A 25,936-nucleotide genomic window follows, 5' to 3' on the forward strand; every position below is an offset into this window, starting at 1 on the left:
CCGCCCCCCCCCCCCCCCCCCGGGGGGGGGGGGGGGGGGGGGCCCCCCCCCCCCCCCCCCCCCCCCTCGCCGCGTCCTCGGAGGTTTACGCGGTGCGCGCGTCGACGCGGCCGAGGAACAGTGCCTCACTGAGCACGGCCTTGCGGAAGGCCTCGAGGTGCAGCGACTCGTTGGGGCTGTGCGCGCGACCGTCCGGGTCCTCCACTCCGGTGACGAGGATCTCCGCGGCCGGGAACTCCTCGACGAGCTGGGCGATGAACGGAATCGATCCGCCGACCCCGATGTCGACGGGCGCCTTCTCCCAGCCGTCAGTCATCGCACCGCGGATCTCCTCGACGGCCCAGCCGCTCGTATCGACCAGGAACGCCTGCCCCAGACCCGGTTCCTCGAAGGTGAGCTGCGCGCCGAACGGGGCGCGGGCCTCGAGGTGCGCCTTGATCGCCGCGAACGCCTCGGCGGGATCCTGGCCGGGGGCGACCCTGGCGCTGATCCGCACGCGCGCCGACGGGATCAGGGTATTTGAGGCGTTCGCCACATCGGTCGCGTCGATGCCGGTGATCGTGATCGAGGGCTGCGCCCAGATCCGGGAGAGAATCTCGCCCCGGCCGATCGGGCTGACGCCCTCGAGGAGACCGGCCTCTTCCCTGAGGCGGGCCTCGTCGTAGTCAGGCGAAGCGAGATCGGCCGATCGGAGCCCCTCGACCGCGACCGCGCCGTCGTCGTCCCACAGTGTGGCGAGCAGGCGCACGGTCGCCATCATCGCGTCGGGTACGGCCCCGCCGAACATGCCGGAGTGGGACGCTCGGTCGAGCGTGTCGATACGCAGGTTGAACGCCGCTGCGCCGCGCAGGGCAACCGTGAGGCCGGGGGTGTCCTCGTCCCAGTTGCTCGAGTCCGCGACGATGATCGCGTCCGCGGCAAGGAGCTCCCGGTTCTCCCGCAGGAAGTTGCCGAACGACTGAGAGGCCCACTCCTCTTCACCCTCGATGTAGAGCGCGATGCCAAGTTCGAGTTCCCTCCCCTCGGCCGCAGCGGCGTCGGCGACCGCGCGGATCGCGGCGAGGTGCGCCATGACGCCGGCCTTGTCGTCCGCGGCCCCGCGCCCGTAGAGGCGGCCGTTTCGGCGCGTCGGCTCGAATGCCGGCGACTCCCAAGCTGCCTCGGCGCCGGGCGGCTGCACGTCGTGGTGCGCGTAGAGCAGCACCGTCGGCCGGCCGTTCCGCGATTCACGGCGGGCGATCACCGCGGGCTGGCCCAGCTCTTCCCCGCCCTCGATCGGTGCACGGCGGATATCCACGAGGTCGAACACCCCGCTCTCCCGCACGAGCGCGGCGATCGCTTCGGCGCTTTCGGCGACGTGGGCAGGGTCGAACGCAGGCCACGACACCGACGGAATCCGCACGAGCGCCTCGAGGTCCGAGAGGGTCTCATCGTGACGCTTCTCGACCGCCTCCCTGATCAGGTTCTCATCAAGTGGCTGTGGCTCGCTCGTCATCTCGCTGCTCCTCTTCGTGTTCGGCTCTGCCGCTTCGCCGTTGTCGGCCGAACCCCAGACTACTCCCGGGGAAAACGCCTCAGCGCCGGGCGCAGCACCGCGAAGCACGCACCGCGAATCGCGTAGCCTGGAACCATGAGCGAACGCGAGAAACGGTCCGGCAGGGGCGCCCCGATGGTGTGGGTCGCCGCTGGAATCATTCTGGGAGTCGCGATCGGGGCGGCGGTCGGCGCGCTCGCCGGGACCGTGGGGGCCGGTGCGGGCGTCGGGCTCGCCATCGGCGCGGTCGCCGGGTTCATCCTCGGCCTGCCGAAGGGCGACCCGGAGGACTAGTCACGCCGGGTTGCAGCCAGGCACTGCGAGTCCTCAGTCGACGATCGGCGCAGCGATCGCCTCGGTCTGGCCAGCGGCCGCGACCGAGGCAAGGGCGCGCTCAAGGATCTGGAGATTCTCGAGCGTCTCGATCTCGGTGACGCGCCCCCAGCGGATCGTCATGAACTGGAACATCGTGTTGTCGTAGACCTCGCCGGTCGGGAGGTCTCCGCTCACGCGCAGGCGCGCGGCGACCCGCGTGCGCCACGGCCAGCCGGTGACGAGCACCTCGCGCACCTCGAACTTCGCGCCGGGCAGCAGGCGCGTCACCCGCTCCCACCAGGCCTCGATCGTGGCGCGCGAGGTGCGCACCCCGCCGAGCGCGTGGTCGCCGTGGAAGCGGTAGTGGAACGGGTCGCCGAGGCCGTCGACCATCGCGTGCCAGTTGCCCCGATTGATCTCGGAGAACACCTGCTCGACCTTGCGGCGAACGATCGTTCCGTACATCTCGCACCCTCCTCGACGGTTTGGTTACGAAAGGTAACGTTACCAGCTGCGGGGCGGGCGCGCGAACGGGCGGGCGCGCGAACGGACGGGCGCGGGAACGGGCGGACGCGCAGGCGAGCGGACGCGCAGAAAGGCAGACGCGCAGGCGAGCCGCGAACTACGAGCGGGCCAGCTCCCGGGCCCCCACGTAGACGAGAGCCGTCTCGACGGTGCGCTCGACCACGACCCCGTCGATCGCCTCGAACCCGGGGACGACGGAGCGGAGCAGCAGCGGCCCGACGAGCACATCGAGCACCGCGCGCGGGTCCCTGGGCGTCTCGATCTCGCCCCGCAGATCCCCGCGCACGAGGATCGCGCTGAGCGATTCCAGCCGCGGACCGAGGAAGCCCGAGATGAAGACCTCAGCGTCGCCGCGACGGGAGGAGAGATACGCGAGCCAGCCGGCCATCGCCTGCCGCACGAGTTCGTCGTCGAAGATCAGCGCCTGCTCGCGCTGGAAGGCGAGCAGGTCGTCGCGCAGAGATCCCTCATCGATGTTCGCCGACAGGGCGAAGCGCGCGGCGAGGATCGCGGGGATCATGTCGCCGATGCTCGCAAACCTGCGATAGAACGCGGGCTTCGTGGTGCCTGCGCGGCGCACGATGCCATCGATCGTCACCGCCGGGAACCCGTCCCGCATGATCGATTCCGTCGCGGCCTCGACGAGCGCCGTATCGATTCTGCGGTCGCGGGGTCGTCCTGCTCCTGTGGTCACTTCTGCCTCTCGCACGAGTAGTCCCCCACGAATCAGGGTAAGCCAGGCGTTACCCGAGATTTCGATTCGCTCGAGATTTTCCACCCGTCTTTCGTGCGGCGAGAGGAGCCTTACGCCCCGGATAAAGGCGTCAGGATCGGCCGGTGAAGCGATCCATCGAGGAATAAACGTGGAAAATCTTCCCGGCGATCAGGTCCCACAGGCGGACGGGGAGGACACCGCGGAGCGCGGCGGACAGCTTCACGGTCCACGGCTTCGTGACGATCGGCGTTCCGAGGATCATGCCCCGCCATGCTGCCGCCACCGCTCGGCGCGGCGTCATGACGGGAGTCATGAGCGGCCCGCGGGCACCGGCGAACATCCCCGTGGAGATGTAGCTCGGGCAGAAGGTCGTCACCCGCACCCGGCCGGCGTCCTCGCGCTCGAGCTCGAGGCGGAGCGAATCGCTCCACCCCAGCATTGCCCACTTGGAGGAGGCGTAGACACTCATGCGCGGGTTCGCGAGCAGCCCGGCAGCCGAGGCGACGTTCAGGATCCGCTTCGGCCGGGAACGATCCGCCATCATGTCCGGGAGCGCCTCGCGGGTGAGCCACATCGGACCGAGCGTGTTGACCCGCATGATGGCCTCGATGTCGCGCTCGGCGTCGTGGTCCCAGAACAGCGCACCGCGGACGATCCCGGCGTTGTTGATGAGCACGTCGGGCGCGCCGGACTCGGCGACCGTGCGCGCGTACGCCTCGCGGATTGCCTCGCGGTCCCCGAGATCGACGACGTAGGCGCGCACCGCGGTTGCCGGGCGGTCGAGCTCGGCGGCGAGCGCACGCGCGCGGTCCCCGTCGACGTCCCACAGCGCGATCGCGGATGCGCCCGCGGCCACGGCACGTCGCGCGTAGAGCTCGCCCATGCCGCGCGCGCCGCCGGTGATCAGCACGCTGGAGCCGCGGATGACTTCGTCTTCGGTCGGGTGCTTCGCCTTGGTTCCCATGCGCCCACCCTAACGTCCTGATCCGGCACGATTTATTTGACAGCGTCCAGGCGGAGGCCGTCGCTGGCCTGCGGCAGAACCCCCGTCGGGTCCAGTGTTCCGCCCAACCCTGGACGCTCCCTCCGACCCCTGCGCGCGAGGAGTCCGCCGCGAACAGTGGATTGCACTACAGGTGTCGATTACTGTCCAGAAGCGCAAGGCAGTCCCATCCACACCGGGAAGGATCCCATCGATGACCTCGCAGTCCCTCACCCCGCCGCTGTCCCGCTCGCTCCCTCGCCCGACTGAGACCGATCCCACCGGTCCGCCCATGCTCGCCGACGGGGTCGCCCACGGCGCTCCCGGCGCTCCGGACTTCTCCCCAGCGCAGAACCCCGCGGAGGCCCCCCTGGGCCGCCACTCCCGGCTCCGCCGCAACCTCGCGGTGATGGTGATCGCGGGCACGGGCGCGCTCGCGCTCGGCTTCGGCGGCACCGCGCTCATGAACGCCTTCTTCACGGCGCAGGCTTCCGTCACGGGGCAGCAGGTGACGACCGGCACGGTGAACGTCACGGCGGCGACCGCGGCGAACTCGAGCCCGATCCAGGTCACCGGCCTGATGCCGGGCGACGCGGCCGAAACCCTGATCACGGTCCGTAACAGCGGCTCGGAGCCGGTCTACCTGAACTTCGGGATCCCCGTCGGAGAGGGGGCAGACGCAACCCTCGCCGGCGCCCTCCAGGCCCGCCTCACGGTCGGACCGGCCGACGGCCCCAGCACGACGCGCTCGCTCACCGACTGGCAGAGCGGCAGGTTCCAGCTCGCAGCGCCGCTCGCGCCGGGCGCTGAGACGCAGGTCGCGGTCAACGCGAGCCTGCCCGGCACCGCCACCGACACCGCGCTGCAGGCCAAGAGCGCGGCGTTCGCGGTGAACGTCACGGCAACGCAGGTCAAGAACACGCCCGTTCCCACGGGCAACACCTGGGTCGCGAACTAACGCGGTCCCGCCAGCCGCCCCCGCCGGCCGGCAGGACGGAACGGCGGCCGGTGCACCCCGCGTGCATCGGCCGCCGTCACCGCGCCCCGCCCACTGACCGGTTTCGAGTGGTTCATCAGAAAGGCATCATGAATCCGCCCCCGCTGTGCGTTGCAACGATCACCACCCGAAAAACCGGCCTCGGCGAGACGCTCCCCCAGCTCGGCGGCGCGTCACCCACCTGGCTGCCGCTCCTCGCCATCGCGCTCCTCGGAGCCGGAGCCGGCGTGATCCTCCTCGCGAGCGCGCTCAATCTCCGCGCCGATCGCTCACGACGGTCACGGAACCGCGGCACGGCGATCGCCGCCGGTATCGGCGGACTCGCCTTCCTCGCGCTCCTCGCGGGCGCCGAGCTGACCGCACCGCGAGCGGAAGCGGTCGGAGTATCGCGCGCGCAGGCCGGCCCGGAGCGGCTCGACACGAGCTACGGCGCCGGATGCCGGCTGTTCGAGGTCACGGGCATCGACCGGAACGAACGGATCGGACGGATCCTCCCCGGGGACGATGCCCCGATCCTGACCGTGGCGCTCACCAATCGCTTCGCGCAGCCCGTCACGGTGTCCGCGGCAGCGGAGCTCCGCCCGACCGCGTCCCACCTCGACGCGCTCCCCGTCACGGCCCGCTTCGCCGGAGCCGCGGAGGGTCCGGCACGGCTCGGGCCCGGACAGGCGACGGAGCTCAGCGTTGCCGCCACTCCCCCTCCAACGCTCGGCAATGAGGCGCAGGGGGCCGAGTACGCGCTCACCGTGATCGTGACCGCGACGGGGCAGCGCGATGTCCGAGGCTGAGGTGCGGCGGAGGCGCGGACGGCCGGCGCGCATCGTCGCGTGGGCGCTCGTGGCGATCGGCGCGATCCTGCTGCTCGCGGCGCCGCTCGCCCACGCGTTCGGCGTGCGCTTCGCCGTCATCAGCGGCGGCTCGATGTCGCCGACGCTGCAGCGAGGAGACGTCCTCGTCCTCGGGAAGGCGCCCGCGGCGCTCGACGTTGGCGACCTCGCGGTCGTCGGGCTGGGCGAGACCGCCTACGTGCACCGCGTGATCCACGCGGAAGACGGCCTCTACGTGCTGCAGGGGGACGCGAACGCTGAGGCCGACCACCGCCGCGTGCCGCACAGCGAGATCACGGGCCAGGTTCTGCATCGCATCGCCGCACCGTTCGCGATCCCTGCGGCGGCGGCGATGAGCGGCGAGGGCAAGATCTGCATCACGCTCGGGTCGATCGCCCTGGTGCTCTGGGCCGCGTTGACCGGCCGCCGGCCGGCCGGGCTGGCGCCGCCGGAATCCCGGACAGCCTGAGCTCAGGCTTTCCCCGCCTCGATCTTCTCGATCTCCTCGGCCTCGGCTTCGCGCGCCTTCTCCAGGTCGTCGGCCGCGATCCTCGCCCGGTCCTCCGCGCGCCTGCGGCGGTGCTGCAGAAGCGTCGCGGCCCCGTGACGCTCCCGCACGGGCTCGCGGGCCTCCTTCGTCGCCACGATGATGTAGCTCGACGCGATCAGGATCACCTGGGATGAAAGGTTGAACCAGATGAGCAAGGCGACGAGGGCGGCAAACGATCCGAGGAGCGGGTTCGTGGTCGCTCCGCGCACGAACAGGCCGGAGAGTTCCTGCAGCACGACGAGGCCGACTCCGCCGATCGCCGCGCCCGTCCAGAGCGCGCGGGCGGGTGGCTTCACGCCCGAGAGCACGCGGAATGCGAGGGCGATCGCGATCGCGTCGATCACGAACACGAGCAGGACGCTCACGATCCGGACCACGACGCTCGTCGTCCCGCCAGCCTCGTAGCCGAGCCACTCAGCGAGTACCTTCCCCGCGACCGAGGCGACACCGGTGAGCACGGCCGCGGCAACCAGGAGACCGCCGAAACCGATCGCGACCAGGAGGTTCCGCAGGATCGCCCAGATGAAGAGCACGTCGTCCTGCATCTCATCGGCGAGCACCCTCAGCGCGGATCGCAGGCTGGCGATCGCGCTGATCGCGGCCCCGATAAGGCCGAGCAGTGAGACGACGCCGACGATCGAGAAGCTCTTCGGGGCATCGATCTTCGTCGGGTCGATCACCTTGCCGATCCCGGGAATGAGCTTCTCGAGCGCGTTCGACAGCGCCTGCATCGCGTCCGGATTGCCCCCGAGCCAGAGCGCTGCGAGCGAGAAGCCGAGGAGGACCGCGGCGAAGACGCTGAACAGGGCCCGGTAGGTGATGCTGTCCGCCAGCATCGAGCCGCGGTTCTCGGAATAGCGCAGGAAAGCGCGCACGATGCGGTGCTTGAGCGCTTTGCCGATCAGCCGGTTCGGGAGCTTCTGCGGCTTCGCTGGGGCGTGCGTCTGCACCGAGACGTCGCCCCCCTCACCGGCCGGAGCCTCTCCGACCGGAACCTCGTGCTCCCGCAGACCGTTGGTGCCTGAGTGCCGCTTTCCCGCTGTTTCGCTCATGCTGTCAGCATAGTAAAGCAACCGCGTTCACTGCGGTAAATTTCCGCCAGGATCAGGACTTCACTCGGAAACAGGAGGCACGGGCCGGGCGCGAGCTCGAGCGCCGCCCCGTGCACGAAACCGGGCCGCAAGAACACTGGGGCAAACGCCGCACCGACGATTTCCCAGGCGTCCACAATTTCGCCATATTTTGCTCGTCACGACGCTAAAAACGCCTGGTAGCATTTCGATTCCATAGGGCTCGATGCGGAGCCCCCGAACGGAGGAACGCCGTGCGATTCAAGGTGGAAAACAACTCTGGAGGCAAGCCGAGCTGGTGGCTGATCGCCGGGAACGGCGAGCAGGTGTGCTGGGCCGGGGAGTCGTTCGCGAGCATGTCGAACGCGAAGCGTGCCGCGGCCTCGTTCAAGGAGGGGGCCGCCGAGGCGAACTTCGAGGTGTACGAGGACGCCGGCGGTAAGTTCCGGTGGCGCGCCAAGCGCGGCGGGCACATCGTCGCCTCCTCCGGCGAGGCCTTCGCGTCGAAGAGCAACGCGCAGCGCGCGGCGGACAATGTCCAGAGCAAGGTCGGCGCGGCCGAGGGGCCCTAGCCCGGGCAGTGTACCGCCGGGCGGTGGCCGCTCCGCACCGGGGTTCGCGTGCGCCCGGCGCGAGGCCCGATCACGCTCGCCTCGCTCCGCCCCTCACCGCGGCACACTTTCCCGGTTTTCCGCGCGCCTTCGCGGCAATTATCACGATTGCATAACATCACGGGCGCCAGTTTCCGTCGCGAAACGCTCCGCAAATCCGGAGCGTGCCTGGGCGCCAGGCCGTTGCCAGCTATGGGAAGACGGCGCCCCGGCAAACCGCTCGCTCCGCGTCGCCAACCAAGAATCTCATCCAATTTTGATGCTTGCGGGTCCTGATCGGGCCACCTATCGTCGTGGCATGGCAAGCTCAGCGCAGCAGGTCACTCAGGACCGCAAGGTCGCACACGGCGGCGCCGCTGCCCGTGCGAATTTCGCGCTCCGTGCCTCCGTGCCCGCGCTGTCAGACCCGAACCGGCGCTCCGACCAGTTCATCGAGCGTGTCCTGATCAAGACTCGGACCCCTCCCTGACGAGCTCATTCAGCCCCGTGCCCAACGGCCGGGGCAGTCCGGGTGCGCCCGGACGAACGTTCCGCGTTCCCTGCGCATCGGATCGCACCTGAGCCGGTGCGCGATCTCCGCGTTCAGAGCCGTGACTCGCCGAGCAGCGAATCCCATCGCCCGGTCGCCGCGCCCATCTTCGTGCGACGCCCTCATGCCTCCCGTTCCCCGTACCCGCGAGCCGAAAGGAAAGCCGTGCAGACGTTCTCCGCGATCCCTGAGCGCATTCGAGACGCATTCACCCCGCAGATGCGGGCCGTCGTCGAGCACCAGCTCGACCGCGCGGCGGCCCTGCGCGCCGACGGCGCGGATCAGGCAACCGACGGGACGCTCGCGGAGGATCCCCGGCCGGGCCCGAACGGCGCCGCGCTGATCGCCGCGGCACGATCCGAGTACCTCGCGGAGCGGGCGTTCTGGAACCAGGGCGGGCCGCGGATGCACGAGACCAGGGATTTCCTCATCAACGCAGCCGGAACGGAGGTCCCCGTGCGCATGCACCGCCCCGGTGACGCGCGCGTTCTCCCCGCGATCGTGTTCCTGCACGGCGGCGGCTTCACCCTCGGGAACCTCGACTCCCACGACCGGATCGCGCGGGTCCTCGCGGAAGCCAGCGGCGCGGCCGTGATCGCCGTCGACTACACGCTCTCCCCCGAGGCGCGGTTCCCCCAGGCCCTGCACGAGTGCGCGGGAGTGATCGCGCGGCTCGCGCTCGACGGCGAACGGTACGGACTCGACGGCGGGCGGCTCGCCGTCGCCGGCGACTCCGCGGGGGCCGCGCTGTCGCTCGGCTCCGCGCTCCTGCTGCGTGACGAACCGGACCGCGTCCCCGAGGCCGCAGCGGATCCCGATCGGGTCTTCGCTTCGCTCCGCGCGATGCTGCTCTACTACGGGGCGTACGGTCTCGCGAACTCGTCCTCGCGCGCCAGCTACGGCGGCTTCTGGGACGGCATGTCCTCGGACGACCTCGGCAGTATCACCGACACGTACCTGTCGAAGCCAGCGGACCGGAAGAGCCCGTACGCCTCGCCGCTGACGGCAGACCTCGACGCGGCGCTCCCTCCTGCCCTCATCATCGGGGCCGAACTCGATCCGCTGCGGGACGACAGCGAGGCACTCGCGACGCGGCTCGAGGCCGCCGGCCACGAGGTCGAGTGGGAGATCGTCCCCGGAGTCCTGCACTCCTTCCTCCACTTCGGCCGCATGCTCGACGAGGCCGGCGCTGCGCTCACCCGCGGAGCCGAGTTCGCGCGAGACCGGCTCGCAGAATAGACCAGCGCCCCACGCGGGCACCACCCCCCGAGAGAACGCAGGACCACCAGGAAACAGACCGAAGCCCACACCGAGCATCGCAACTCGGCCCGACGAATCCCAGCTCAACCGCACCCGCGGACCTGGAAACGCGAAAGGAAGCGACTCAAGGTGAACAGCGGATCGCATCTGCACCACGCGCGGTGGACCCCGTCCCGCCGCACACTCATCGGCACGACACTCCTGGTCGGCCTGTCCGGCCTCCTGACCGCCTGCGGCAGGCCCCCGGCTCTCAAGACCGGCCCGATCGACATCGGCCCGCCTGTCACGGGCGGCACTCTCCGGATCGGCTTCGTCGGCGGCGGCGCCGCGGACACCCTCGACGGCGCCATCGCGACGAACCTCGGCGACGTCGCCCGGGCGATCAACATGTATGACGCGCTTCTCTACCGCGACGACGATTTCGTCCTGCAGCCGTTGCTCGCGACATCGGTGACGTCGAACCCCGACGCGACCGTCTGGACGGCGAAGCTGCGCCCCGGCGTGAAGTTCTGCGACGGCCGGCCGGTGACGTCGAAGGACGTCGTGGCGAGCATGCGCAGGATCATCGACCCCGACGATCCCAAGAGCGGCGCGGCGAGCCTGGGCCATCTGCGCGAGGTCGTTGCCCTCGACGAGCACACCGTCGAGTTCCGTCTGAGCCAGCCGGACTCCGCGCTCGATGACAGCCTCGGGCAGTACTCCATCACCATCGTCCCCGAGGACTTCGACCCGGCGAAACCCGTCGGCACCGGCCCCTTCATGCTGCAGAGCTTCACGCCGGGTCAGTCGACGATCCTGCGCAGGAACCCGCACTACTGGGGCGATGAGGCGCCCTACCTCGACGAGGTCGAGCTGCTCAACTTCAACGACACCGACGCGCTCATCAACGCGCTGCTGTCGAGCCAGGTCGACGCCGTCGCGCAGATCCCGGCGGCGCTCGCCGAGGTCATCGGATCCGACGCCCGCATGCAGATCCTCAATTCCAAGACGGGCATGTGGCTTCCCTTCACGATGCGAACCGACGTCGCCCCCTTCAACGACGCCAGGGTGCGGCAGGCCTTCCGCCTCGCTGTTGACCGCGATCAGATGGTCGAGCAGGTCCTTTCCGGGTACGGCACGGTCGGAAACGACATGTTCGCGAGTTTCGATCCCGCGTATCCCTCCTTCCCGCAGCGGGTTCAGGATCTCGCCGAGGCGAAGCGCCTGCTCGCCGAAGCTGGGCACCCGGACGGGCTCTCCGTCGAACTCGTGACGGCCCCGATCCAGGCCGGCGTCGTCGAGGCGGCACAGGTGTTCGCCGAGCAGGCGGCCGGGGCAGGGATCACGGTCAAGATCAAGAAGATGGATCTCACCTCCTACTGGGGCGACTATCTCAACTATCCGTTCTCGCAGAGCTTCTGGTACACGCGCAACTTCCTGCCCCAGGCGAACTCCGGCGCAATGCCGGACTCCCCGTTCAACGAGACGCACTGGACCGACAAGGAGTTCGTGGCGCTCGTGCAGCGGGCCCGCGGAGAGACGAATGAGGCGGCGAGGAACCGCCTGATCGAGCAGGCCCAGAAAATCATGTACGACCGCGGGGGCAACATCATCTGGGGCTTCGCGAACCAGCTCGACGCCTACCAGAGCTACGTCGGCGGCCTCGTTCCGAACGCGACGGGCCTGCCGCTCTCCGGGTTCCAACTGCGTCGCGTGTGGATTGGAGAACCGGCATGATCCTGCGATTGATCGTCAAGCGACTCGCCATCAGCGTCGCGACCCTGCTCGTCGTCTCGATGGTGATCTTCTTCGTCACCCTGCTCCTCCCCGGTGATCCCGCTCAGGCGATCCTCGGGCAGCAGGCGACGCCCGAGCGGATCGCCGCCATTCACGAGCAGATGAACCTCAACGAGCCGGCGTGGAAGCGCTACCTGCTGTGGCTCGGCGGACTCTTCGTCGGGGACTTCGGTGTCTCGGCGGCGACCTCGCAGCCCGTTTCGGCCCTCATCGGGCAGCGGGTTGGCGCTTCGCTCTTCCTCATGGTCTCGGCGGCGATCATCTCGATCCCCGTCGGCATCATCGTCGGGATCTGGTCGGCGCTCCGGCGCGGCCGCGCCACCGATACCGCGATCACGGGCATCTCCCTCGTGCTCGCCGCGCTCCCCGAGTTCGTGGTCGGCATCGCACTCGTCGCGCTGTTCGCCACCACCGTGTTCCCGATCCTCCCCGCCGTCACGATGCAGCCGCCGGGCACCCAGGTGTGGGACTACCCGGCGCAGCTGATCCTGCCCGTGCTGGTGCTCGTGCTCGTCGTCACGCCCTACATCGCGCGCATGATGCGCGCGACCATGCTGGAGGTGCTGGATTCCGGGTACGTCGAGATGGCGCGCCTGAAGGGCACTCCCGAGCGCCGGATCATCTGGCGCCACGCCCTCCCGCACGCGATCGGACCCGTCGCCCAGGTCATCGCGATCCAGCTCGCGTGGATGGCCGGCGGCGTCGTGGTCGTCGAGTTCCTGTTCCGCTATCCGGGCCTCGGGCAGGCCCTCATCGAGGCGGTGAACTATCGCGACGTGATGGTCGTGGTGGCGATCACGATGATCGTCGCGGCGATCTACGTGGTCGTCAACCTCATCGCGGACATCATCGGGATCCTCGCGAACCCGAAACTGCACACTCGAGGGGAGAATTAATATGTCGAACCAGCGAGAAGCTGCGAGTGTCCACAGCTCAGATGGGCAGATCCCGCAGGGCCCGAACACGGGAGCACCGTCCGCTGAGCCCGGCCACGGGGGCGGAGGCGCCGCGAGCTCGCGCGTCACCCTCGTGTCCCGGTTCTGGCAGCAACGCCAGGCCAAGGTGGGCGTCGTGCTCACCGCCGTGGTCCTGCTGTTCGCCTTCCTCGGGCCGCTCCTGCTGCCGTGGGCGACGGGCTACACCGCGACCGAGTTCGCGGGCCGCCCCTTCCAGCCGGACGGCCTGTTCGGCACCGACAACCTCGGCCGCGACGTGTGGTCGCGCTTCCTCGCCGGCGGACTCAGCCTCCTGTTCTATTCGGCCCTCGCGACCCTCCTCGGGCTCGCCATCGGCGTCGCATTCGGCATGGCAGCCGCCTACGCGGGCGGCTGGTTGGATTCCCTGATCATGCGCGCAAATGACGTGCTTTTGGCGGTGCCGCAGCTGCTGTTTGCCCTGCTCGCCGTCACCGTCCTCGGGCCGCACGGCTGGGTGCTCGTCACGGTGATCGGGATCACCCACGCACCGAGAATCGCGAGGGTGACCCGCTCGGCCGCGCTCAACGTCATCAACGAGGACTACATCCGCGCCGCCGAAATGTACGCGGTGCCGCGCTGGCGGATCCTGTTCCGCGAGATCATGCCGAACATCACCGGCCCGCTGTCGGTCGAGGCCGGGCTCCGCCTCACCTATTCGATCGGCGCGATCGCCTCGCTCTCGTTCCTCGGATTCGGCGTGCAGCCCCCGACCGCAGACTGGGGCCTCATGATCAACGAGAACCGCATCGCGCTCTCGCTGCAGCCGGCGGGCGTCCTGCTCCCGGTGCTCGCGATCGCAGTGCTCACCATCGGCACCAACCTCATCGCGGATTCGATCGCACGCGCATCCGCCAACACGAACGCAGGTGAGAACTAACATGGCTCAGAAACACGCAGCGGCCCGCCCCGCAACCGTGAGCCGCAAGGACGGAACCGCCTGGCACTCGCGCATGATCGCGGAAGAACCGATCCTCGAGGTCGAAGGACTCACGATCTCCGCGACGGCGACCGAGCTCCCCGTGGTCTCGGACGTGTCGCTCAGCCTGAAGGCCGCGGAGATCCTCGCCCTCGTCGGCGAGTCCGGATCCGGCAAGACGACCGTCGGCCTCGCGCTCCTCGGGCACATTCGCCGGGGACTCGAACTCACGCGCGGAACCGTCACCCTGCACGCCTCCCACGACAGCGACCCCGCCGAGATGTTCACGGTCGACGACGCGTCACGGCAGGCGCTGCGCGGCGCACGCGTCAGCTACGTGCCGCAGGACCCCGCGCTCTCGCTGAACCCGGGAATTCGCGTCGGCCAGCAGATCAGGGAGGTGCTCGACGTGCACGGCTTCGGCGATTCGGAGGCGGATCGCGACGAGCGGGTGCGCTCCGTCCTGCGCGAGGTCGGGCTTCCCGACACCGACGCCTACCAGCGCAGGTGGCCCCACCAGCTCTCGGGAGGGCAGCAGCAGCGCATCGGCATCGCGATGGCGTTCGCGATGTATCCCGACGTGATCGTGCTCGACGAACCCACGACGGGCCTCGACGTCACCACGCAGGAGCAGGTGCTCGAGACGATCCGCGATATGACGGTCAAGAACCGGGTCGCAGGGCTGTACATCACGCACGACCTCGCCGTGGTCTCCGAGATCGCGGACCGCGTCGCCGTGATGCTGCACGGCGAACTCGTGGAGGTCGGGGAAACGGCGCAGGTGCTCGGCCGCCCGCAGCACGCCTACACCCGCCGTCTCCTCGCGGCCGTCCCCGATCTGGCCGGAAAGAACCAGATCGGCAAGCGCTGGAAGCTCGACTCGCGCACCGCGGACTTCCTCACCGGGGAGCTCGACATCCTGCGGCACACGAACCCGGAACTCGTCGAAACGCAGCGGCGCAGCGCCGAGACGAGTGACGAGCCGGGCGCGGAGGAGCAGGCGCCCGGAGCGGCCGACACTCCCCCGGAGCCGATCGTCTCCGTCCGCGACCTCAGCGTCGCGTACGGCAAGAACCGGGTCCTGCGCGGCATCGATCTCGACTTCAGGCTCGGCGAGAGCACGCTGCTGCTCGGCCAGTCCGGATCGGGCAAGACCACGCTCGCGCGCGCGATCTCGGGGCTCCTCGGCAACTACGAGGGCTCCGTGTCCTATCGTGGCGCGGAGCTCGCGCGGTCCACGCGGGACCGCACCCAGGAGCAGCGGCGCGCGATCCAGTACGTCTTCCAGTCGCCGTTCTCATCGCTGAACCCGCGCCGCACGCTCGGCCAGTCGCTCTCCGTTCCGCTCGAGATGTCCGGCGAGCTCAGCGCGCAGCAGCGACGCGAACGCGTGCGCGACGCGCTCGACGCGGTGCAGCTCGGACGGGAGTTCTTCAACCGCCGGCCCGGCGACCTCTCCGGCGGCGAGCGTCAGCGCGCCGCGATCGCACGCGCGCTCGTGAATACGCCCGAGGTGCTCGTCTGCGACGAGATCACCTCCGCGCTCGACGTCTCGGTGCAGGCGAACATCATCTCGCTGCTGCACACGCTGCAGGAGGAACGCGAGCTCACGATCCTATTCGTGACGCACAACATCGCCCTCGCCAGGCACATCGCCACCCGCATCGCCGTACTCAACCGCGGCGAGATCGTGGACGACGGCCCCGTCGACGACGTGCTCGAGCACCCGCGCCACGACTACACGAGGGAGCTGCTCGCGAACATCCCGACGCTGTGAGGGGTGGCAGGGGCGGGCCGCACACGCAACCGGAATGAAACTCGTCTCCGAACGTCCACCGAGCATGCGTGGGGGCAGAGGGACCAATTCGGTGCGAAAAATGTTGGTGCTTGCGTAGTGCGGGTCGTCAGCATGGACGGCGTCCGAGAATGCGCAGGACCCGTGCGACTTCGAGCTGTGGAACGCACTCCGGCACGTGAAAGGCGCTCATGCCCGACTCCTCCCGGCATCCGAGCATCGAGTATGACGGCTTCTCAAAGCACTTCGGTCGGATCAGAGCAGTCGAGGGGATCACTTTCAGCGTTGCTCCGGGCCCAATCGTCGGGTTCCTGGGACCCAACGGCGCCGGCAAAACGACGGCCCTTCGCGGTATTCTCGGCCTCCTGCGTCCCACGCGCGGTTCCGCAACAGCGCTAGGCAAGCCGCTCGAGGCGCCCGAGAACCGCGGGCTGGTCGTCGGAGCCCACCTTGACGGAATCGGGTTCGAGACCGGTATCACCGCCAGCCGCCATCTCAAGATCGCCTGCCTCGCGCTCGGCCAGCCACGGAGTCGCGTGGACGAAGTGTTGCGGGAAGTCGACTTAGCGGCGCTGGCGAGACGACGCGTAAAGACATTTTCCACGGGAATGGTGCAGCGCCTCGGGCTTGCGACCGCGCTCCTCGGGTCACGACCCATTTTTGTAGTCGACGAGCCGGGGAACGGTCTGGACCCGGAAGATCTGCGCTGGCTGAAACAGAACCTCCGCACATTCGCAGACGAGGGCGGAACCGTGCTGGTGTCGAGTCACCAGCTTGCAGATTTTTCGAGCATCGTTGACGAGCTCGTGATCATGAAACGCACCGTACTGTACGCGGGTACCCATGAGTCGCTCGTGGGTGCAGACAACGCGACGCTCGAAGAGAAGTACTTCGAATTGACTGACCCATTTGCGGCTCAGTAGGAATGCGACGCGCTGTTGCAGCAGAACTGCTCCGGGCGGTCAGCGGATTCTCCTTCATTGCCGCGGCGCTGTACTTCTTCCTCATCCCATTCTTTGTTCTCACCCAGACAAGTGGCTTCGATGGTCTCTCCGGGGTGTCGTCCGTAGAGGCGAGCCACGCGTTCTTTCGTCCAGCGGGAAGCATTTCCATTGCGACGGCCTCCATCGCCGCCTCTTCAGTCACCCGAGAGTTCTACTACGAATCGATTGATCGGAGCTTGATACTGAACGGGAAGCGGCAGCTTCTGCTCGCAAAGGTCGCCGCCACCGCGATCGTCGGCGCCGGAATGTCCCTGTTCCTGCTCGCAGCGTGGTCAGCGATAGGCCTTATCTGGCTGAGGAACCCGGGATTGAGCCTCGTGTTCGATGAGGTCACTCTCGAGGTGGGACTCGGCATGGTGTCCGCCAGTCTCCCCGCGGTGGCCTTCGGATGCCTTCTGGCCTGAGGAATCAGAAACTACTACGCGACCGCGGCTCTCGTCCTCGTCCCGCCACTGACCCTGAAAATTCCGCTGAGATCCTCGAACCCCGGCCGAGGTCGAACAGGCCCATTCTGCTGAAACCGAGACGCTACTGTCACCGACCGGATGACAGGAAACCGTTCAGAACAAAAACTAGGCCAATTCACTTGACGCAGATCCGTGCCGTGCACCCTTGCGTCTGCCATTCACGGCGCCGCGCTGCCCCGCTTGCTCACGGCAAGGTCCCGCTCCGAGCAGGCATTCGAGATTCGTTGCGAGTGCGTAATTCCGGCACCCTTACACATTAACTTTCGAGGGAAAGTTCAACGTTTGATCCCAGTACGGGATTCCAAGCTGTCACTACCCACTCAGCAGGGAGTTCAGCACGAACTCGCTGCGCCAATTCGTAACCCTCCTGCAGGAAACCGTCCGACAGTTCAAAGCTCGCTGGATCATCGGCCGGGAAAACAGCATCAGCCCGGTCTCCCCATTCGCACAAATCTTGCACGAGCTCAGCGCTCAAACCGATCTCGTGACCATCCAAGTTGCCGTAGCCATACTTCCCTGACATCCACAGAGCGAACTGAGTCCACTCATAGTGCACATCGATGGCGGGCGGTTCGTTCGGGTCCTCGACCTCGAGGTCAATCTTAAGACTCTTCATTTGGAGAAGTTCGCCCCCACAATATAGCCGTTGCCACCGATAGTAATTGCAAGTTTCAAAGTCTTACCTTCGTATTCGAACTCATAGATTGGCCTCCCCGTCCCCTTGCCTGGGTAACCAACGACTTTTCCCTCTTGGATTGCTTTCGTCAAGACTTCCGGGATTTTTGTCGCCGCTTCGGGCATGCCTCCAGACACGCTCGTCTACACCTGTCGTGGTGACCCATCCAAAGCATGCAAGTCATTACTCATCGGCCACTAACTCCCGCCCAGAACCCCGGTGTTTGGGGTGTTCCAGGCGGCCCGGTACCCCTCAGCGACCCTGGCAACAGACAAGCATTAACGGACGCCCCTTTCCAAGGCCCGTCGCAGGCCCCGGCGAGAGATTTTCACTCTAAGGTCCGCGTCGAGTGCTGTGCTTTGCTTGCCACAGCCGGAGTAGATGAAGCGTCGCGCTTTCAAGTGTCACCGCCGGTGGATCCACACGTAGGGTTCATGCGCGAGGCTGTGGAAGATGATGCGGCACCGGGCTGTGAGGGATCGCGAGGAAAAACACGAAAGGCCCTGGGAAACCAGGGCCTTTCATTTGGCTGGGGTACCTGGACTCGAACCAAGAATAACGGTACCAGAAACCGTCGTGTTGCCAATTACACCATACCCCAAGGGTGGGATTCCGCTGCTCCGAGGAGCGCGGCACCGAGAGATTACTCTACCCGAAGTCCCGGCTTCTCGTCCAATCGAGGAGGCCCGGGCGCGGCGTTCGCGTCCGGGCCTCCTCGATGCGCGGAAAACCCCGAGGATCAGTGCCGTGCTTGGCGTCAGCGCGCGCGGCGTACTCCTCGCTCGCGCGGCGCGGCACCATGACCACGGGCACGGGCGACGAGCGGACGATCTTCGCGGCGTGCGATCCGAGCGAGATCCGGGCGAGCGGGCCGAGGCTGCTCGACCCGACGACGAGCACCTCGGACTCCTGCCAGGGGATCGAGCGCAGGGCGCTCCCCCAGCCGTCGCCCGATCCGACGGCGGTCTCGAGCGAGGCTGGCAGGTCGCGGAAGCCCTCGATCTGGTCGAGGATTCCCGCGGTGCGCTCGCGGATGAGGCGCTCCCACTCGGCGAGCACCTCGTCCTCCGCGCGCAGCGAAATGTTCGCCGACACGAAGGAGCGGGGCCGCGTGTGGAACGACGCGATCCGGAACCCGGCGCCGGCCTCAGCGGCGATCGCGGCGGCGCCGAGCACGAGTTCCACCGAGGAGTCCGTGCCGCTGTACGCGGCGGTCACGCGGGAGAGACGCGCACCCTCGGGCGCGACGTACCCCATCGGTGCGATCGCCACGGGCAGGTCCGCGCCCTGCAGGAGGCCGGTGCTGACCGAACCGAGACCGATCTCACCTGCGGCGGCGTTCCCCGCAGAACCGACGACGAGGCGCATCGCCCCCTCCGACTCGCTGACCTCGAGGAGGCCGCGGCGGGCGCTCGAGGCGCCGTGGACGAGGAACCGGGCGGTCACGTCGGCGGGAACGAGCGGGCGTACCGCGTCGAGAGCCTCCTCGGCCTGCTCGACGAGGAACCGCTGATACTCGCTGTCGACAGCGCTCTCGCTCGGCGGCCATGCGGCCGAGTTGATCGCCGCGACCACGAGCTCGCGGCCGTAGCTGCGCGCGAGCAGCACGCCGAGGTTGATCGCCCCCTCGGAGACGTGCCCGGGGGCGACGCCGACGACGATGCTCACTTGCGGCCGCCCTCGCGCTCGGATCCCTCGCCGACGACGGGGATCGACATCGACTCGGCGTAGGCGTCCTCGTCCTCGATCACGTACTTGCCGGGGCCAACGAGGCGGATCATGCCGGTCTTCAGCTGGTGGCCGAGCACGGAGTTCCTGCGGCCCGTGAACCAGTACCAGACGAGCACGAGCACGGTCCAGATCGCGAACACGATGATCGTGATCGGGCGCAGATCCTTGATGATCCAGAGGCAGCCGATGATCGACAGGATCGGGATCACGGGGTACAGCGGGACGCGGAACTTGCGCTCCAGATCCGGCTCGCGGCGGCGGAGCACCATGACGGCGATCGAGACCACGAGGAACGCGGCAAGCGTACCGATCGAGGTCATCTCCGCGAGGAAGTTGATCGGCAGGACGCCCGCGAGGATCGCGACGATGACGGAGACGATGATCGTGTTCGCGACCGGGGTCATCGTGCGGGGGTTGACCTTCTGGAAGATCTTCGGCGCCATGCCGTCGCGCGACATCGCGAACAGGATACGGGTCTGGCCGTAGAGCACGACGAGGGTCACGCTGAAGATCGAGATCACGGCACCTGCCGCGACGACCGTGCCGGGCCAGGTGGCGCCGACGATGTTCTCCAGGATCGCGGAGAGGCCCGCGCTCTGGCCGTCGAAGTCGCCCGAGGCCTGCGCGCCGAGCGCGGTCATGGCGACGAGCACGTAGACGCCGGTCACGATGACGAGCGCGGCGATGAGCGCGATCGGCAGGTTGCGGCGCGGGTTCTTCGCCTCGTCACCGGCCGTGGCGACGGCGTCGAGACCGACGAAGGAGAAGAAGATGATGCCGGCGCCGGTCATGATGCCGGTGAGGCCGAACGGCGCGAAGTCGGCGAAGTGATCGGCGTTCCAGCCGGTGATGCCGACCGCGACGAAGAAGAGCAGGACGGCGATCTTGATGAGCACCATGATCGTGTTCGCGACGACCGAGTGCGAGGTGCCGCGGATGAGGAGCAGGCAGCAGAGTGCGATCAGGATGACCGCGGGGAGGTTGATGATCCCGCCCTCCTCGGGGGCGGCGAGCAGCTCCTTCGGGAACTGGATCCCGAACAGGTTGTTGAAGAGCTGGTTCACGTACTGGGACCAGCCGACCGCCACGGCTGCCGTCGAGACGCCGTACTCCAGGAGCAGACAGGCGGCGACGCCCATCGCGGGCAGCTCGCCGAGGGTGCTGTAGGCGTAGGAGTAGGAGGATCCCGAGACGGGAACGCTGCTCGCGAGCTCGGCGTAGCAGAGCACCGAAAGACCCGCGACCGCGCCGGCGATGATGAAGGACCAGATCACGGCCGGTCCGGCGACGGGAACCGCCTCGGACAGGATGAAGAAGATACCGGTGCCGATCGTGCCGCCGACGCCGATCAGCGTGAGCTGGAAGAGGCCGATGCTGCGTTTGAGCGTGCTGCCGCTCTCACCGCCGTCCTTTGGGACGGGCTTCACACGGAAGAGTTGCTGCCGCAACGTGCTTGTCATCTGGTCGTTCTCCGACTTCTTCGTCTCATCCGGGGACCCGTTCCCCGTTTTTCCTCCCCGACACTATTGCAGGTCGGGCGCCCGGGAGGTCCGGGCTGCCGCGGTTCGTACCGCGAAGTCTAGGTGTTGCGCGCGCCGCGCGGTTGGGGTGTTCGGAACAGTGCTCCGGAGCACCCCGCCGCGAGAGGAGCGCGCTGGCGTGCCCTAAGAATCCCTGATCACGCGATACTTGGTGACGGCGGGATCGATCGCGCCGCGAACATAGCCGGTCGGAGACGCCGCGACGGCGCTCAAGAACCGCACCGCCTCATCGGTGATCTCCTCGCCCGGCATGACGTTCGGAATCCCGGGCGGGTAGGCCGCGAGAGTGTCGGCGGACACGCGGCCGACCGCCGCGGATGCGTCGACGACCTCGGTCTCCGCGAAGAATCCCTCGCGGGGGCTCACGCGCATCGCGCCGGGAGCCGGCAGACTCGGGAAGCGCTCGGCGCCGGCGTGCGCCGCCCGCTCGGCCGCTGCCTCCGGCGACTCGACAGCCTCCACCATCGCGCGGTAGGTGAAGTCGAGATCCGGCGTCTTGCCCGCACCGATCACCGCGACGATCGAGGTCGCCGTCGACATCTCGAAATAGATGTCGTTCGCCTCGATCAGGCGCTGACGCAGCCAGTGGCCGCCCACGCCGGTCACGGAGACGTCGATCGGGACGCGCAGCAGATCGGTGTCCACGATGTCGTCGAACGCGCCAAAATCGTCGCTCACGACGGCGAAGCGCGAATCCTGGCGCAGGATCTCGCGGAAGCGCTTGGCCTCCTCGATCGACCGGCCGATCTGCTCGGTGCCCGTCATGAGTGCGTGGCGGGCGATATCGAGCGAGGCGCGCAGCAGGGCGCTCGTCGAGGTCGAGGCCGTCATGCCGAAGGCGCGCTCGACCAGGGGCTCGAGTCGATCAGCGAAGGGGCCCTCCCCCAGGTGCAGCATCGCGGACTGCGTGAGCGAGCCCGCGAGCTTGTGGGTGCTCGAGATCACGAGGTCGGCGCCGAGGCGGGCGGGAGACTCCGGCAGTTCGGGGTGGAAGCCGAAGTGCGGCCCCCACGCGCCGTCGACGATGAGCGGGGCGCCGTGCCGGTGAGCGACCTCCGAGAGACCGCGGACGTCGGCGACGGAGCCGAAGTAACTCGGGGAGATGACGTAGACCGAGTTGGCGCGCTCGCCGCGCGCCTCGGCCTCGGTGAGCGCGCGATCGAGCGCCTCGGGCGAGACGCCGTGCGCCATCCCGTTGTCGTGATCCACGTTCGGGAACACGTAGCTCGGGGTGATGCCGGCGACGAGCACGCCGTCGCTGAAGCTCGAGTGCGCGCTGCGCTGCTGCATGACGCGGTCCCCCAGACCGCGGACCGCGAGCGCGACCGTGCGGTTCGCCTGCGAGGCGCCGTTGGTGAGGAACCAGGTGCGGCGCGCGCCCCAGGCGTCCGCGGCGAGCGCGAGCGCTTCGTCGAGCGGGGTGCGGGGGTGCTCCGCGGTCGGGAGATCGATGCCGTCGATCAGCATCGGCACGTCGAGGTGCATGGCCTTCTCGCCCAGGAATTCGGCGAGACGGCCGTTGATCCCGCGATCCGAGCCGCCGTGCCCGGGGACCATGAGGTGCGTCGGACCGCTCTCGACGTAGCGCTCGAGCGCGGAGGCATATGGGGTCAGCGTGTGGTCGAACGCCTCGGGCTCGCCGGTCGTGCGGCCGGCCTCGCCGGGGGTCGTGGCCTCATCGCGAGGGATCAGCGGGGTTTCCGTGCGCGCGGCAGCGCTGGCATCGATGAGCATTCCCCCATGCTTGCGCGCCTCGGCCCGCTGGGGAATCCCCGAGAGTTCTCGCATGTGACATATGCTCTCTGTGATGGAACGGACGGAATTTCGTTCCATCAACTATTGGATAGGTGAAAGGTGCTCGCATGATCGACCTGCGACAGCTCCGGGCCCTGCGCGCGGTCCACTCCGAGGGCTCCGTCACCGGGGCAGCCCGGTTGCTCGGCTGGAGCCAGCCAACGGTCGACTACCACCTGCACAACATCGATCGGCTCGTCGGATCCCCGCTGCTCACGCGCACCAAGCGCGGCAGCACACTCACCCCGGTCGGTCACCTCGTCCTCGATCGCGCCCAGCAGATCCTCACGCTCGCGGACCGCACCCTCCACGACGCCCGCGACCTCGCCCAGATGGGCCGGGCGAAGCTCCGCTTCGGCACGTTCCCCACCGCGGCCGCCCACCTGCTGCCGGCGATCGTCTCCGAGATCAGCGCGCTCGGGATCGAACTCGACGCCGTGCTCGAGGAGGTCGACCCGCTGATCGCGCACGTCAACCGTCACGAACTCGACGCCGCGCTCGTGTACTCGGTTCCCGGATACGAGCTGCCGCTGCGCTCCGGGATCGCCGCCACCGAGGTGCTGCGCGATCCGCTCCTGCTCGCGCTCCCCGCCGAGCACCGGCTCGCCTCGCGCACCTCGATCGACCGCTCAGCCCTCCTGACCCTGCACGATGAGCGCTGGCTGCTCGGCGCGACGCCCAACGACCCGATGGACCAGGTGGTCGTCGACGCGTTCGCCGCCGAGGGCCGCAGCCTGGAGGTCGCGATCCGCACCGACGATTTCCAGGTGATGCTCGGAATGATCGCCGCCGGAATGGTCATCGGTCTCGTGGCCCGGCTCGCGAGCGCCCCCGTGCACCCCGGCGTCGTGCTCCTCCCCATCGAGGATCCCTCGTTCGCGCGATCCGTGCTGCTCGTCGCCCCGACCGAGGCGGCGACGCGCGAGCCGTCGACCGCCGTTCGCCAGCTCGCCGGGGCGGTCCGGCACGCGGTCGACGGGATCCGGTAGCGCCGCGCCCTGCCGTCCTCCGCGCTTCGCGCTTCGCGGGGACGTTCCCCGTGCGTGTCGGCGGTCCGTGGAATACTCTGGTCCAGCATCGCATCTACCCGAAGGAGCCCCAGATGATCGATCAGTTCGGCAAAGTCATGATCTACGTTGAGAACCCGCGCGCGTGCGCCGACTTCTGGGTCGACGCCGTCGGTCTCACGGAGGTGTCCACCACGGAAATGGATGAGAAGATCATCTCCGTCGAGCTCACCCACGATCCGGAGGCCGGTGCGGGCATCGAGCTCTTCGATCGCGCGGTGGTCGCTCAGATGTCTCCGGAGATCACCCTCGGCACGCCCTCGATCCTGTTCTCGAGCCGCGACGTCTCGGCCATGCGCGAAGCGCTCCTCGAGAAGGGGATCACGGTCGGCGAGATCGTCAACGCTGGCGGCATGACCACGTTCAATTTCGCTGATCCTGAAGGCAATTACTTCGCGGTGCGCGAGATCGCGTAGGCGCCGCCTGCTCGCTCGCGAGCGTGCGGGCGCCCCGGGGTCGCGGGCGCACGAGCGTGCGGGCGCCCCGGGGGCGCGCGCGGCCGGGGCTCAGGCCTCCGGCGACTCGTCGACGGGATCGGCGCCGCGACCGTCGAGCGCGTCGATGTAGCGCAGCACGATGCCCTCGCGCAGCGCCCACGGGGAGATCGTGAGCGTCTCGACCTCGAACACCTTCATCGCGGTGCGCAGCACGACCGCTCCCGCCATGATCTGGTAGCCGCGCTCCGGCGTGATTCCCGGCAGGTACTCGCGCACGGTTCCCGGCATCTCCCGCAGGGTCGGCTCCCACTCGCGCAGGCCGACGTAGTGGAGCTGCGCGAGATCGCCCGTGAGCGGGTCGGGCGGGCCGCCGATCAGCCGCGCCAGGGAGCGGATCGTCTTCGAGGTGCCGACCACGCGCTTGGGCCGCGGACGATCGAGGAAGAGCTCCTCGCGCACGCGAGTGAACTCCTCCCGCGCGTGCGCGCGCAGCGCGGAAACCGCCTCGCGCGTTGGCGGATCCTCCGCGAGATAGTTCACCGTCGTGCGGCCGGCGCCGAGCGGCAGCGACACCTGCACGTCGGGATACTCGTCGGCGCCCTGCGCGATCTCGAAGGAGCCGCCTCCGATATCGAACAGCAGAATCTCTCCGGCCGACCAGCCGAGCCAGCGGCGCACCGCGAGCATCGTGATCCTGGCCTCGTCCTCGCCGGACAGCACCCGCAGCGCGGCGCCCGTCTCGCGGGCGATCCGCGCGAGCACCTCCTCGCCGTTCGCCGCCTCCCGGATCGCGCTCGTGGCGGTGCAGATCAGATCGTCGACGCCTATCTCGTGGGCCGTGCGCACCGATTCCTTGATCGCATCGATGATGAGGCGAACGCCCTGCTCGATGATCGCGCCGTCGGCGTCGAGGTAGCGCATGAGCCGCAGAATCGCGCGCTGCGAATGGTACGGCACCGGGCTCGCCCCGGGGTGCGCGTCCACGATTAACAGGTGGACGGTATTGGATCCGACATCGATCACTCCGAGGCGCATGAGCAGCAGTCTACGGGGAAGTGAACACCCAGATCCGCAGCGGGATCAGTAGTGCCCGCCCGACGGCGCTGACGCGGCGGCCGGAGCCGGCTCTTCCCACGACGCCACGATGGCGGCCGTGGCGGATACTCCGAAACGTGTGGCGCCCGCCTCACGCATGCGCCTCGCGTCCGCCGCGGTCCGGATGCCCCCGGATGCCTTGACCCCGAGGCGACCGCCCACGGCGTCCGCCATGATGCGCACGGCCTCGACGCTCGCGCCCCCAGCCGGATCGAAGCCGGTCGAGGTCTTCACGAAGTCGGCGCCCGCCGCCTCGGCTGCCGCGCAGCTCCACGCGATCTCGGAGTCGCTCAGCGACGCGGTCTCGAGGATGACCTTTAGGACGGTTCCGGGGATCGCGTCCCGCACCGCACGGATCTCGGCCTCCACTCCGGCGCGATCGCCAGATTTCACGGCCCCTCGGTTGACGACCATATCGACCTCGCGCGCCCCGTTGCGGACCGCGAGCGCCGCTTCGGCGGCTTTCGTCTCGGCGGAGTGCGCGCCGCTCGGGAATCCGGCCACGGTGACGACCTCGAGGCCGCCGAGCGCCTCGGGATCGACGGGCAGCATGCTCGGGCTGATGCATACGCGCGCGACGCCGAGTTCTCGGGCCGCGGCGAGGAAGTCGTGGAGCTCGTCCCGCGTGGTCGCGGGGGCGAGAAGGGTGTGGTCCGCGTTCGCGAGGAACCAGTCGACGGTGAGCTCTTCGGTGGGTGCGCTGGCGTCATTCGTCATGCCGCAAGCGTAGCAACGCTCGGGGTCG

At 68.6% G+C, this 25,936-nt stretch carries 26 protein-coding genes and 1 tRNA gene; 15 read left to right on the forward strand and 12 right to left on the reverse strand.

Annotated features, from left to right (window positions below; all coding sequences use genetic code 11):
* Positions 1-85: 85 nt before the first annotated feature.
* Positions 86-1,495 (reverse strand): dipeptidase, encoded by a 1,410-nt coding sequence (locus tag JD292_RS10160; protein WP_200132646.1) that lies wholly within the window; start codon positions 1,493-1,495, stop codon positions 86-88.
* Between the two features lie 135 nt (positions 1,496-1,630).
* Here JD292_RS10160 and JD292_RS10165 point away from each other — a divergent pair, with 135 nt between their 5' ends.
* The gene (locus tag JD292_RS10165; RefSeq protein ID WP_200132647.1) at positions 1,631-1,828 is read left to right on the forward strand and encodes a hypothetical protein; all 198 of its coding nucleotides are present in this window, start codon (positions 1,631-1,633) and stop codon (positions 1,826-1,828) included.
* Positions 1,829-1,861: 33 nt separating this feature from the next.
* On the opposite strand, the gene JD292_RS10170 is transcribed toward JD292_RS10165, so the two are convergent.
* From JD292_RS10170 to JD292_RS10180, 3 genes are all read right to left on the reverse strand, one after another.
* Positions 1,862-2,314 (reverse strand): nuclear transport factor 2 family protein, encoded by a 453-nt coding sequence (locus JD292_RS10170; protein ID WP_200132648.1) that lies wholly within the window; start codon positions 2,312-2,314, stop codon positions 1,862-1,864.
* A 157-nt stretch (positions 2,315-2,471) separates the two neighbouring features.
* Positions 2,472-3,068 carry a TetR/AcrR family transcriptional regulator gene (locus JD292_RS10175; RefSeq protein ID WP_200132649.1) on the reverse strand — a complete coding sequence of 199 codons (597 nt, stop codon included), beginning with the start codon at positions 3,066-3,068 and terminating at the stop codon, positions 2,472-2,474.
* A 130-nt stretch (positions 3,069-3,198) separates the two neighbouring features.
* Entirely contained in the window at positions 3,199-4,053 is an 855-nt protein-coding gene (locus JD292_RS10180) for an SDR family NAD(P)-dependent oxidoreductase (RefSeq protein WP_200132650.1), read from the reverse strand.
* 232 nt (positions 4,054-4,285) lie between these two features.
* Between JD292_RS10180 and JD292_RS10185 the strand changes: the two genes are divergently transcribed.
* The 3 genes from JD292_RS10185 (at position 4,286) to JD292_RS10195 (ending at position 6,364) form a co-directional block, all read left to right on the forward strand.
* Positions 4,286-5,029, forward strand: coding sequence for a hypothetical protein (locus JD292_RS10185; RefSeq protein WP_200132651.1), 744 nt, complete (start codon positions 4,286-4,288; stop codon positions 5,027-5,029).
* Positions 5,030-5,157: 128 nt separating this feature from the next.
* Positions 5,158-5,856 carry a hypothetical protein gene (locus tag JD292_RS10190; protein ID WP_200132652.1) on the forward strand — a complete coding sequence of 233 codons (699 nt, stop codon included), beginning with the start codon at positions 5,158-5,160 and terminating at the stop codon, positions 5,854-5,856.
* Positions 5,843-6,364: a S26 family signal peptidase gene (locus JD292_RS10195; RefSeq protein WP_200132653.1), complete on the forward strand. Its 522-nt coding sequence runs from the start codon at positions 5,843-5,845 to the stop codon at positions 6,362-6,364. Before JD292_RS10190 ends, JD292_RS10195 begins: the two co-directional genes overlap by 14 nt.
* 2 nt (positions 6,365-6,366) lie before the next feature.
* Here JD292_RS10195 and JD292_RS10200 read toward each other — a convergent pair whose 3' ends face one another.
* Positions 6,367-7,497, reverse strand: a complete 1,131-nt coding sequence (locus tag JD292_RS10200; RefSeq protein WP_200132654.1) for a YihY/virulence factor BrkB family protein — start codon at positions 7,495-7,497, stop codon at positions 6,367-6,369.
* A gap of 272 nt (positions 7,498-7,769) precedes the next feature.
* Here JD292_RS10200 and JD292_RS10205 point away from each other — a divergent pair, with 272 nt between their 5' ends.
* The 9 genes from JD292_RS10205 (at position 7,770) to JD292_RS10245 (ending at position 16,787) form a co-directional block, all read left to right on the forward strand.
* Positions 7,770-8,087 (forward strand): YegP family protein, encoded by a 318-nt coding sequence (locus JD292_RS10205; RefSeq protein WP_200132655.1) that lies wholly within the window; start codon positions 7,770-7,772, stop codon positions 8,085-8,087.
* Between the two features lie 337 nt (positions 8,088-8,424).
* Positions 8,425-8,595: a hypothetical protein gene (locus JD292_RS10210; RefSeq protein ID WP_200132656.1), complete on the forward strand. Its 171-nt coding sequence runs from the start codon at positions 8,425-8,427 to the stop codon at positions 8,593-8,595.
* A 225-nt stretch (positions 8,596-8,820) separates the two neighbouring features.
* Positions 8,821-9,894: an alpha/beta hydrolase fold domain-containing protein gene (locus JD292_RS10215; RefSeq protein WP_369411230.1), complete on the forward strand. Its 1,074-nt coding sequence runs from the start codon at positions 8,821-8,823 to the stop codon at positions 9,892-9,894.
* Between the two features lie 150 nt (positions 9,895-10,044).
* Positions 10,045-11,631: an ABC transporter substrate-binding protein gene (locus JD292_RS10220; RefSeq protein WP_369411231.1), complete on the forward strand. Its 1,587-nt coding sequence runs from the start codon at positions 10,045-10,047 to the stop codon at positions 11,629-11,631.
* Entirely contained in the window at positions 11,628-12,587 is a 960-nt protein-coding gene (locus JD292_RS10225) for an ABC transporter permease (protein ID WP_200132657.1), read from the forward strand. The genes JD292_RS10220 and JD292_RS10225 overlap by 4 nt, the downstream gene beginning before the upstream one ends.
* A gap of 1 nt (position 12,588) precedes the next feature.
* The gene (locus JD292_RS10230; RefSeq protein WP_200132658.1) at positions 12,589-13,545 is read left to right on the forward strand and encodes an ABC transporter permease; all 957 of its coding nucleotides are present in this window, start codon (positions 12,589-12,591) and stop codon (positions 13,543-13,545) included.
* Between the two features lies 1 nt (position 13,546).
* Positions 13,547-15,361 carry an ABC transporter ATP-binding protein gene (locus JD292_RS10235; protein WP_233614122.1) on the forward strand — a complete coding sequence of 605 codons (1,815 nt, stop codon included), beginning with the start codon at positions 13,547-13,549 and terminating at the stop codon, positions 15,359-15,361.
* Positions 15,362-15,570: 209 nt separating this feature from the next.
* Entirely contained in the window at positions 15,571-16,302 is a 732-nt protein-coding gene (locus JD292_RS10240; RefSeq protein ID WP_200132659.1) for an ABC transporter ATP-binding protein, read from the forward strand.
* Between the two features lie 2 nt (positions 16,303-16,304).
* Positions 16,305-16,787 (forward strand): hypothetical protein, encoded by a 483-nt coding sequence (locus tag JD292_RS10245; RefSeq protein ID WP_200132660.1) that lies wholly within the window; start codon positions 16,305-16,307, stop codon positions 16,785-16,787.
* A 319-nt stretch (positions 16,788-17,106) separates the two neighbouring features.
* Here the strand turns inward: JD292_RS10245 and JD292_RS10250 are convergent, their stop codons facing one another.
* The 5 genes from JD292_RS10250 to JD292_RS10270 form a co-directional block, all read right to left on the reverse strand.
* A complete protein-coding gene (locus JD292_RS10250) occupies positions 17,107-17,466 on the reverse strand; it encodes an immunity protein CdiI family protein (RefSeq protein WP_200132661.1) in 360 nt (119 codons plus the stop codon).
* Between the two features lie 586 nt (positions 17,467-18,052).
* Positions 18,053-18,127 (reverse strand) — tRNA-Gln (locus JD292_RS10255).
* A 47-nt stretch (positions 18,128-18,174) separates the two neighbouring features.
* A complete protein-coding gene (locus JD292_RS12500; RefSeq protein WP_200132662.1) occupies positions 18,175-19,194 on the reverse strand; it encodes a universal stress protein in 1,020 nt (339 codons plus the stop codon).
* On the reverse strand, positions 19,191-20,717 hold the full coding sequence (locus JD292_RS10265; protein WP_200132663.1) for an amino acid permease: 1,527 nt from the start codon (positions 20,715-20,717) through the stop codon (positions 19,191-19,193). The genes JD292_RS12500 and JD292_RS10265 overlap by 4 nt, the downstream gene beginning before the upstream one ends.
* A 204-nt stretch (positions 20,718-20,921) precedes the next feature.
* Complete coding sequence (locus JD292_RS10270) at positions 20,922-22,586, reverse strand: aminotransferase class I/II-fold pyridoxal phosphate-dependent enzyme (protein ID WP_233614125.1); 1,665 nt, start codon at positions 22,584-22,586, stop codon at positions 20,922-20,924.
* Between the two features lie 74 nt (positions 22,587-22,660).
* On the opposite strand from JD292_RS10270, the gene JD292_RS10275 reads away from it, so the two are divergent.
* Positions 22,661-23,581, forward strand: coding sequence for a LysR family transcriptional regulator (locus JD292_RS10275; RefSeq protein ID WP_200132664.1), 921 nt, complete (start codon positions 22,661-22,663; stop codon positions 23,579-23,581).
* A gap of 113 nt (positions 23,582-23,694) precedes the next feature.
* The gene (locus JD292_RS10280) at positions 23,695-24,075 is read left to right on the forward strand and encodes a VOC family protein (protein ID WP_200132665.1); all 381 of its coding nucleotides are present in this window, start codon (positions 23,695-23,697) and stop codon (positions 24,073-24,075) included.
* 90 nt (positions 24,076-24,165) lie between these two features.
* Here JD292_RS10280 and JD292_RS10285 read toward each other — a convergent pair whose 3' ends face one another.
* Positions 24,166-25,131: a Ppx/GppA phosphatase family protein gene (locus JD292_RS10285; RefSeq protein WP_200132666.1), complete on the reverse strand. Its 966-nt coding sequence runs from the start codon at positions 25,129-25,131 to the stop codon at positions 24,166-24,168.
* A gap of 45 nt (positions 25,132-25,176) precedes the next feature.
* On the reverse strand, positions 25,177-25,908 hold the full coding sequence (deoC, locus tag JD292_RS10290; protein WP_200132667.1) for a deoxyribose-phosphate aldolase: 732 nt from the start codon (positions 25,906-25,908) through the stop codon (positions 25,177-25,179).
* Positions 25,909-25,936: the final 28 nt, after the last annotated feature.

It is taken from the genome of Leucobacter edaphi, from assembly GCF_016522535.1.
GTDB classification, from domain to species: domain Bacteria; phylum Actinomycetota; class Actinomycetes; order Actinomycetales; family Microbacteriaceae; genus Leucobacter; species Leucobacter edaphi.

Bases quoted from the DNA above. Each gene is read 5' to 3' on its own strand.
- JD292_RS10160 (WP_200132646.1), bottom strand. From the start codon at position 1,495: ATGACGAGCGAGCCACAGCCACTTGATGAGAACCTGATCAGGGAGGCG.
- JD292_RS10165 (WP_200132647.1), top strand. From the start codon at position 1,631: ATGAGCGAACGCGAGAAACGGTCCGGCAGGGGCGCCCCGATGGTGTGG.
- JD292_RS10170 (WP_200132648.1), bottom strand. From the start codon at position 2,314: ATGTACGGAACGATCGTTCGCCGCAAGGTCGAGCAGGTGTTCTCCGAG.
- JD292_RS10180 (WP_200132650.1), bottom strand. From the start codon at position 4,053: ATGGGAACCAAGGCGAAGCACCCGACCGAAGACGAAGTCATCCGCGGC.
- JD292_RS10185 (WP_200132651.1), top strand. From the start codon at position 4,286: ATGACCTCGCAGTCCCTCACCCCGCCGCTGTCCCGCTCGCTCCCTCGC.
- JD292_RS10190 (WP_200132652.1), top strand. From the start codon at position 5,158: ATGAATCCGCCCCCGCTGTGCGTTGCAACGATCACCACCCGAAAAACC.
- JD292_RS10195 (WP_200132653.1), top strand. From the start codon at position 5,843: ATGTCCGAGGCTGAGGTGCGGCGGAGGCGCGGACGGCCGGCGCGCATC.
- JD292_RS10200 (WP_200132654.1), bottom strand. From the start codon at position 7,497: ATGAGCGAAACAGCGGGAAAGCGGCACTCAGGCACCAACGGTCTGCGG.
- JD292_RS10210 (WP_200132656.1), top strand. From the start codon at position 8,425: ATGGCAAGCTCAGCGCAGCAGGTCACTCAGGACCGCAAGGTCGCACAC.
- JD292_RS10225 (WP_200132657.1), top strand. From the start codon at position 11,628: ATGATCCTGCGATTGATCGTCAAGCGACTCGCCATCAGCGTCGCGACC.
- JD292_RS10230 (WP_200132658.1), top strand. From the start codon at position 12,589: ATGTCGAACCAGCGAGAAGCTGCGAGTGTCCACAGCTCAGATGGGCAG.
- JD292_RS10235 (WP_233614122.1), top strand. From the start codon at position 13,547: ATGGCTCAGAAACACGCAGCGGCCCGCCCCGCAACCGTGAGCCGCAAG.
- JD292_RS10240 (WP_200132659.1), top strand. From the start codon at position 15,571: ATGCCCGACTCCTCCCGGCATCCGAGCATCGAGTATGACGGCTTCTCA.
- JD292_RS10245 (WP_200132660.1), top strand. From the start codon at position 16,305: ATGCGACGCGCTGTTGCAGCAGAACTGCTCCGGGCGGTCAGCGGATTC.
- JD292_RS10250 (WP_200132661.1), bottom strand. From the start codon at position 17,466: ATGAAGAGTCTTAAGATTGACCTCGAGGTCGAGGACCCGAACGAACCG.
- JD292_RS10265 (WP_200132663.1), bottom strand. From the start codon at position 20,717: ATGACAAGCACGTTGCGGCAGCAACTCTTCCGTGTGAAGCCCGTCCCA.
- JD292_RS10270 (WP_233614125.1), bottom strand. From the start codon at position 22,586: ATGCGAGAACTCTCGGGGATTCCCCAGCGGGCCGAGGCGCGCAAGCAT.
- JD292_RS10275 (WP_200132664.1), top strand. From the start codon at position 22,661: ATGATCGACCTGCGACAGCTCCGGGCCCTGCGCGCGGTCCACTCCGAG.
- JD292_RS10280 (WP_200132665.1), top strand. From the start codon at position 23,695: ATGATCGATCAGTTCGGCAAAGTCATGATCTACGTTGAGAACCCGCGC.
- JD292_RS10285 (WP_200132666.1), bottom strand. From the start codon at position 25,131: ATGCGCCTCGGAGTGATCGATGTCGGATCCAATACCGTCCACCTGTTA.
- deoC (WP_200132667.1), bottom strand. From the start codon at position 25,908: ATGACGAATGACGCCAGCGCACCCACCGAAGAGCTCACCGTCGACTGG.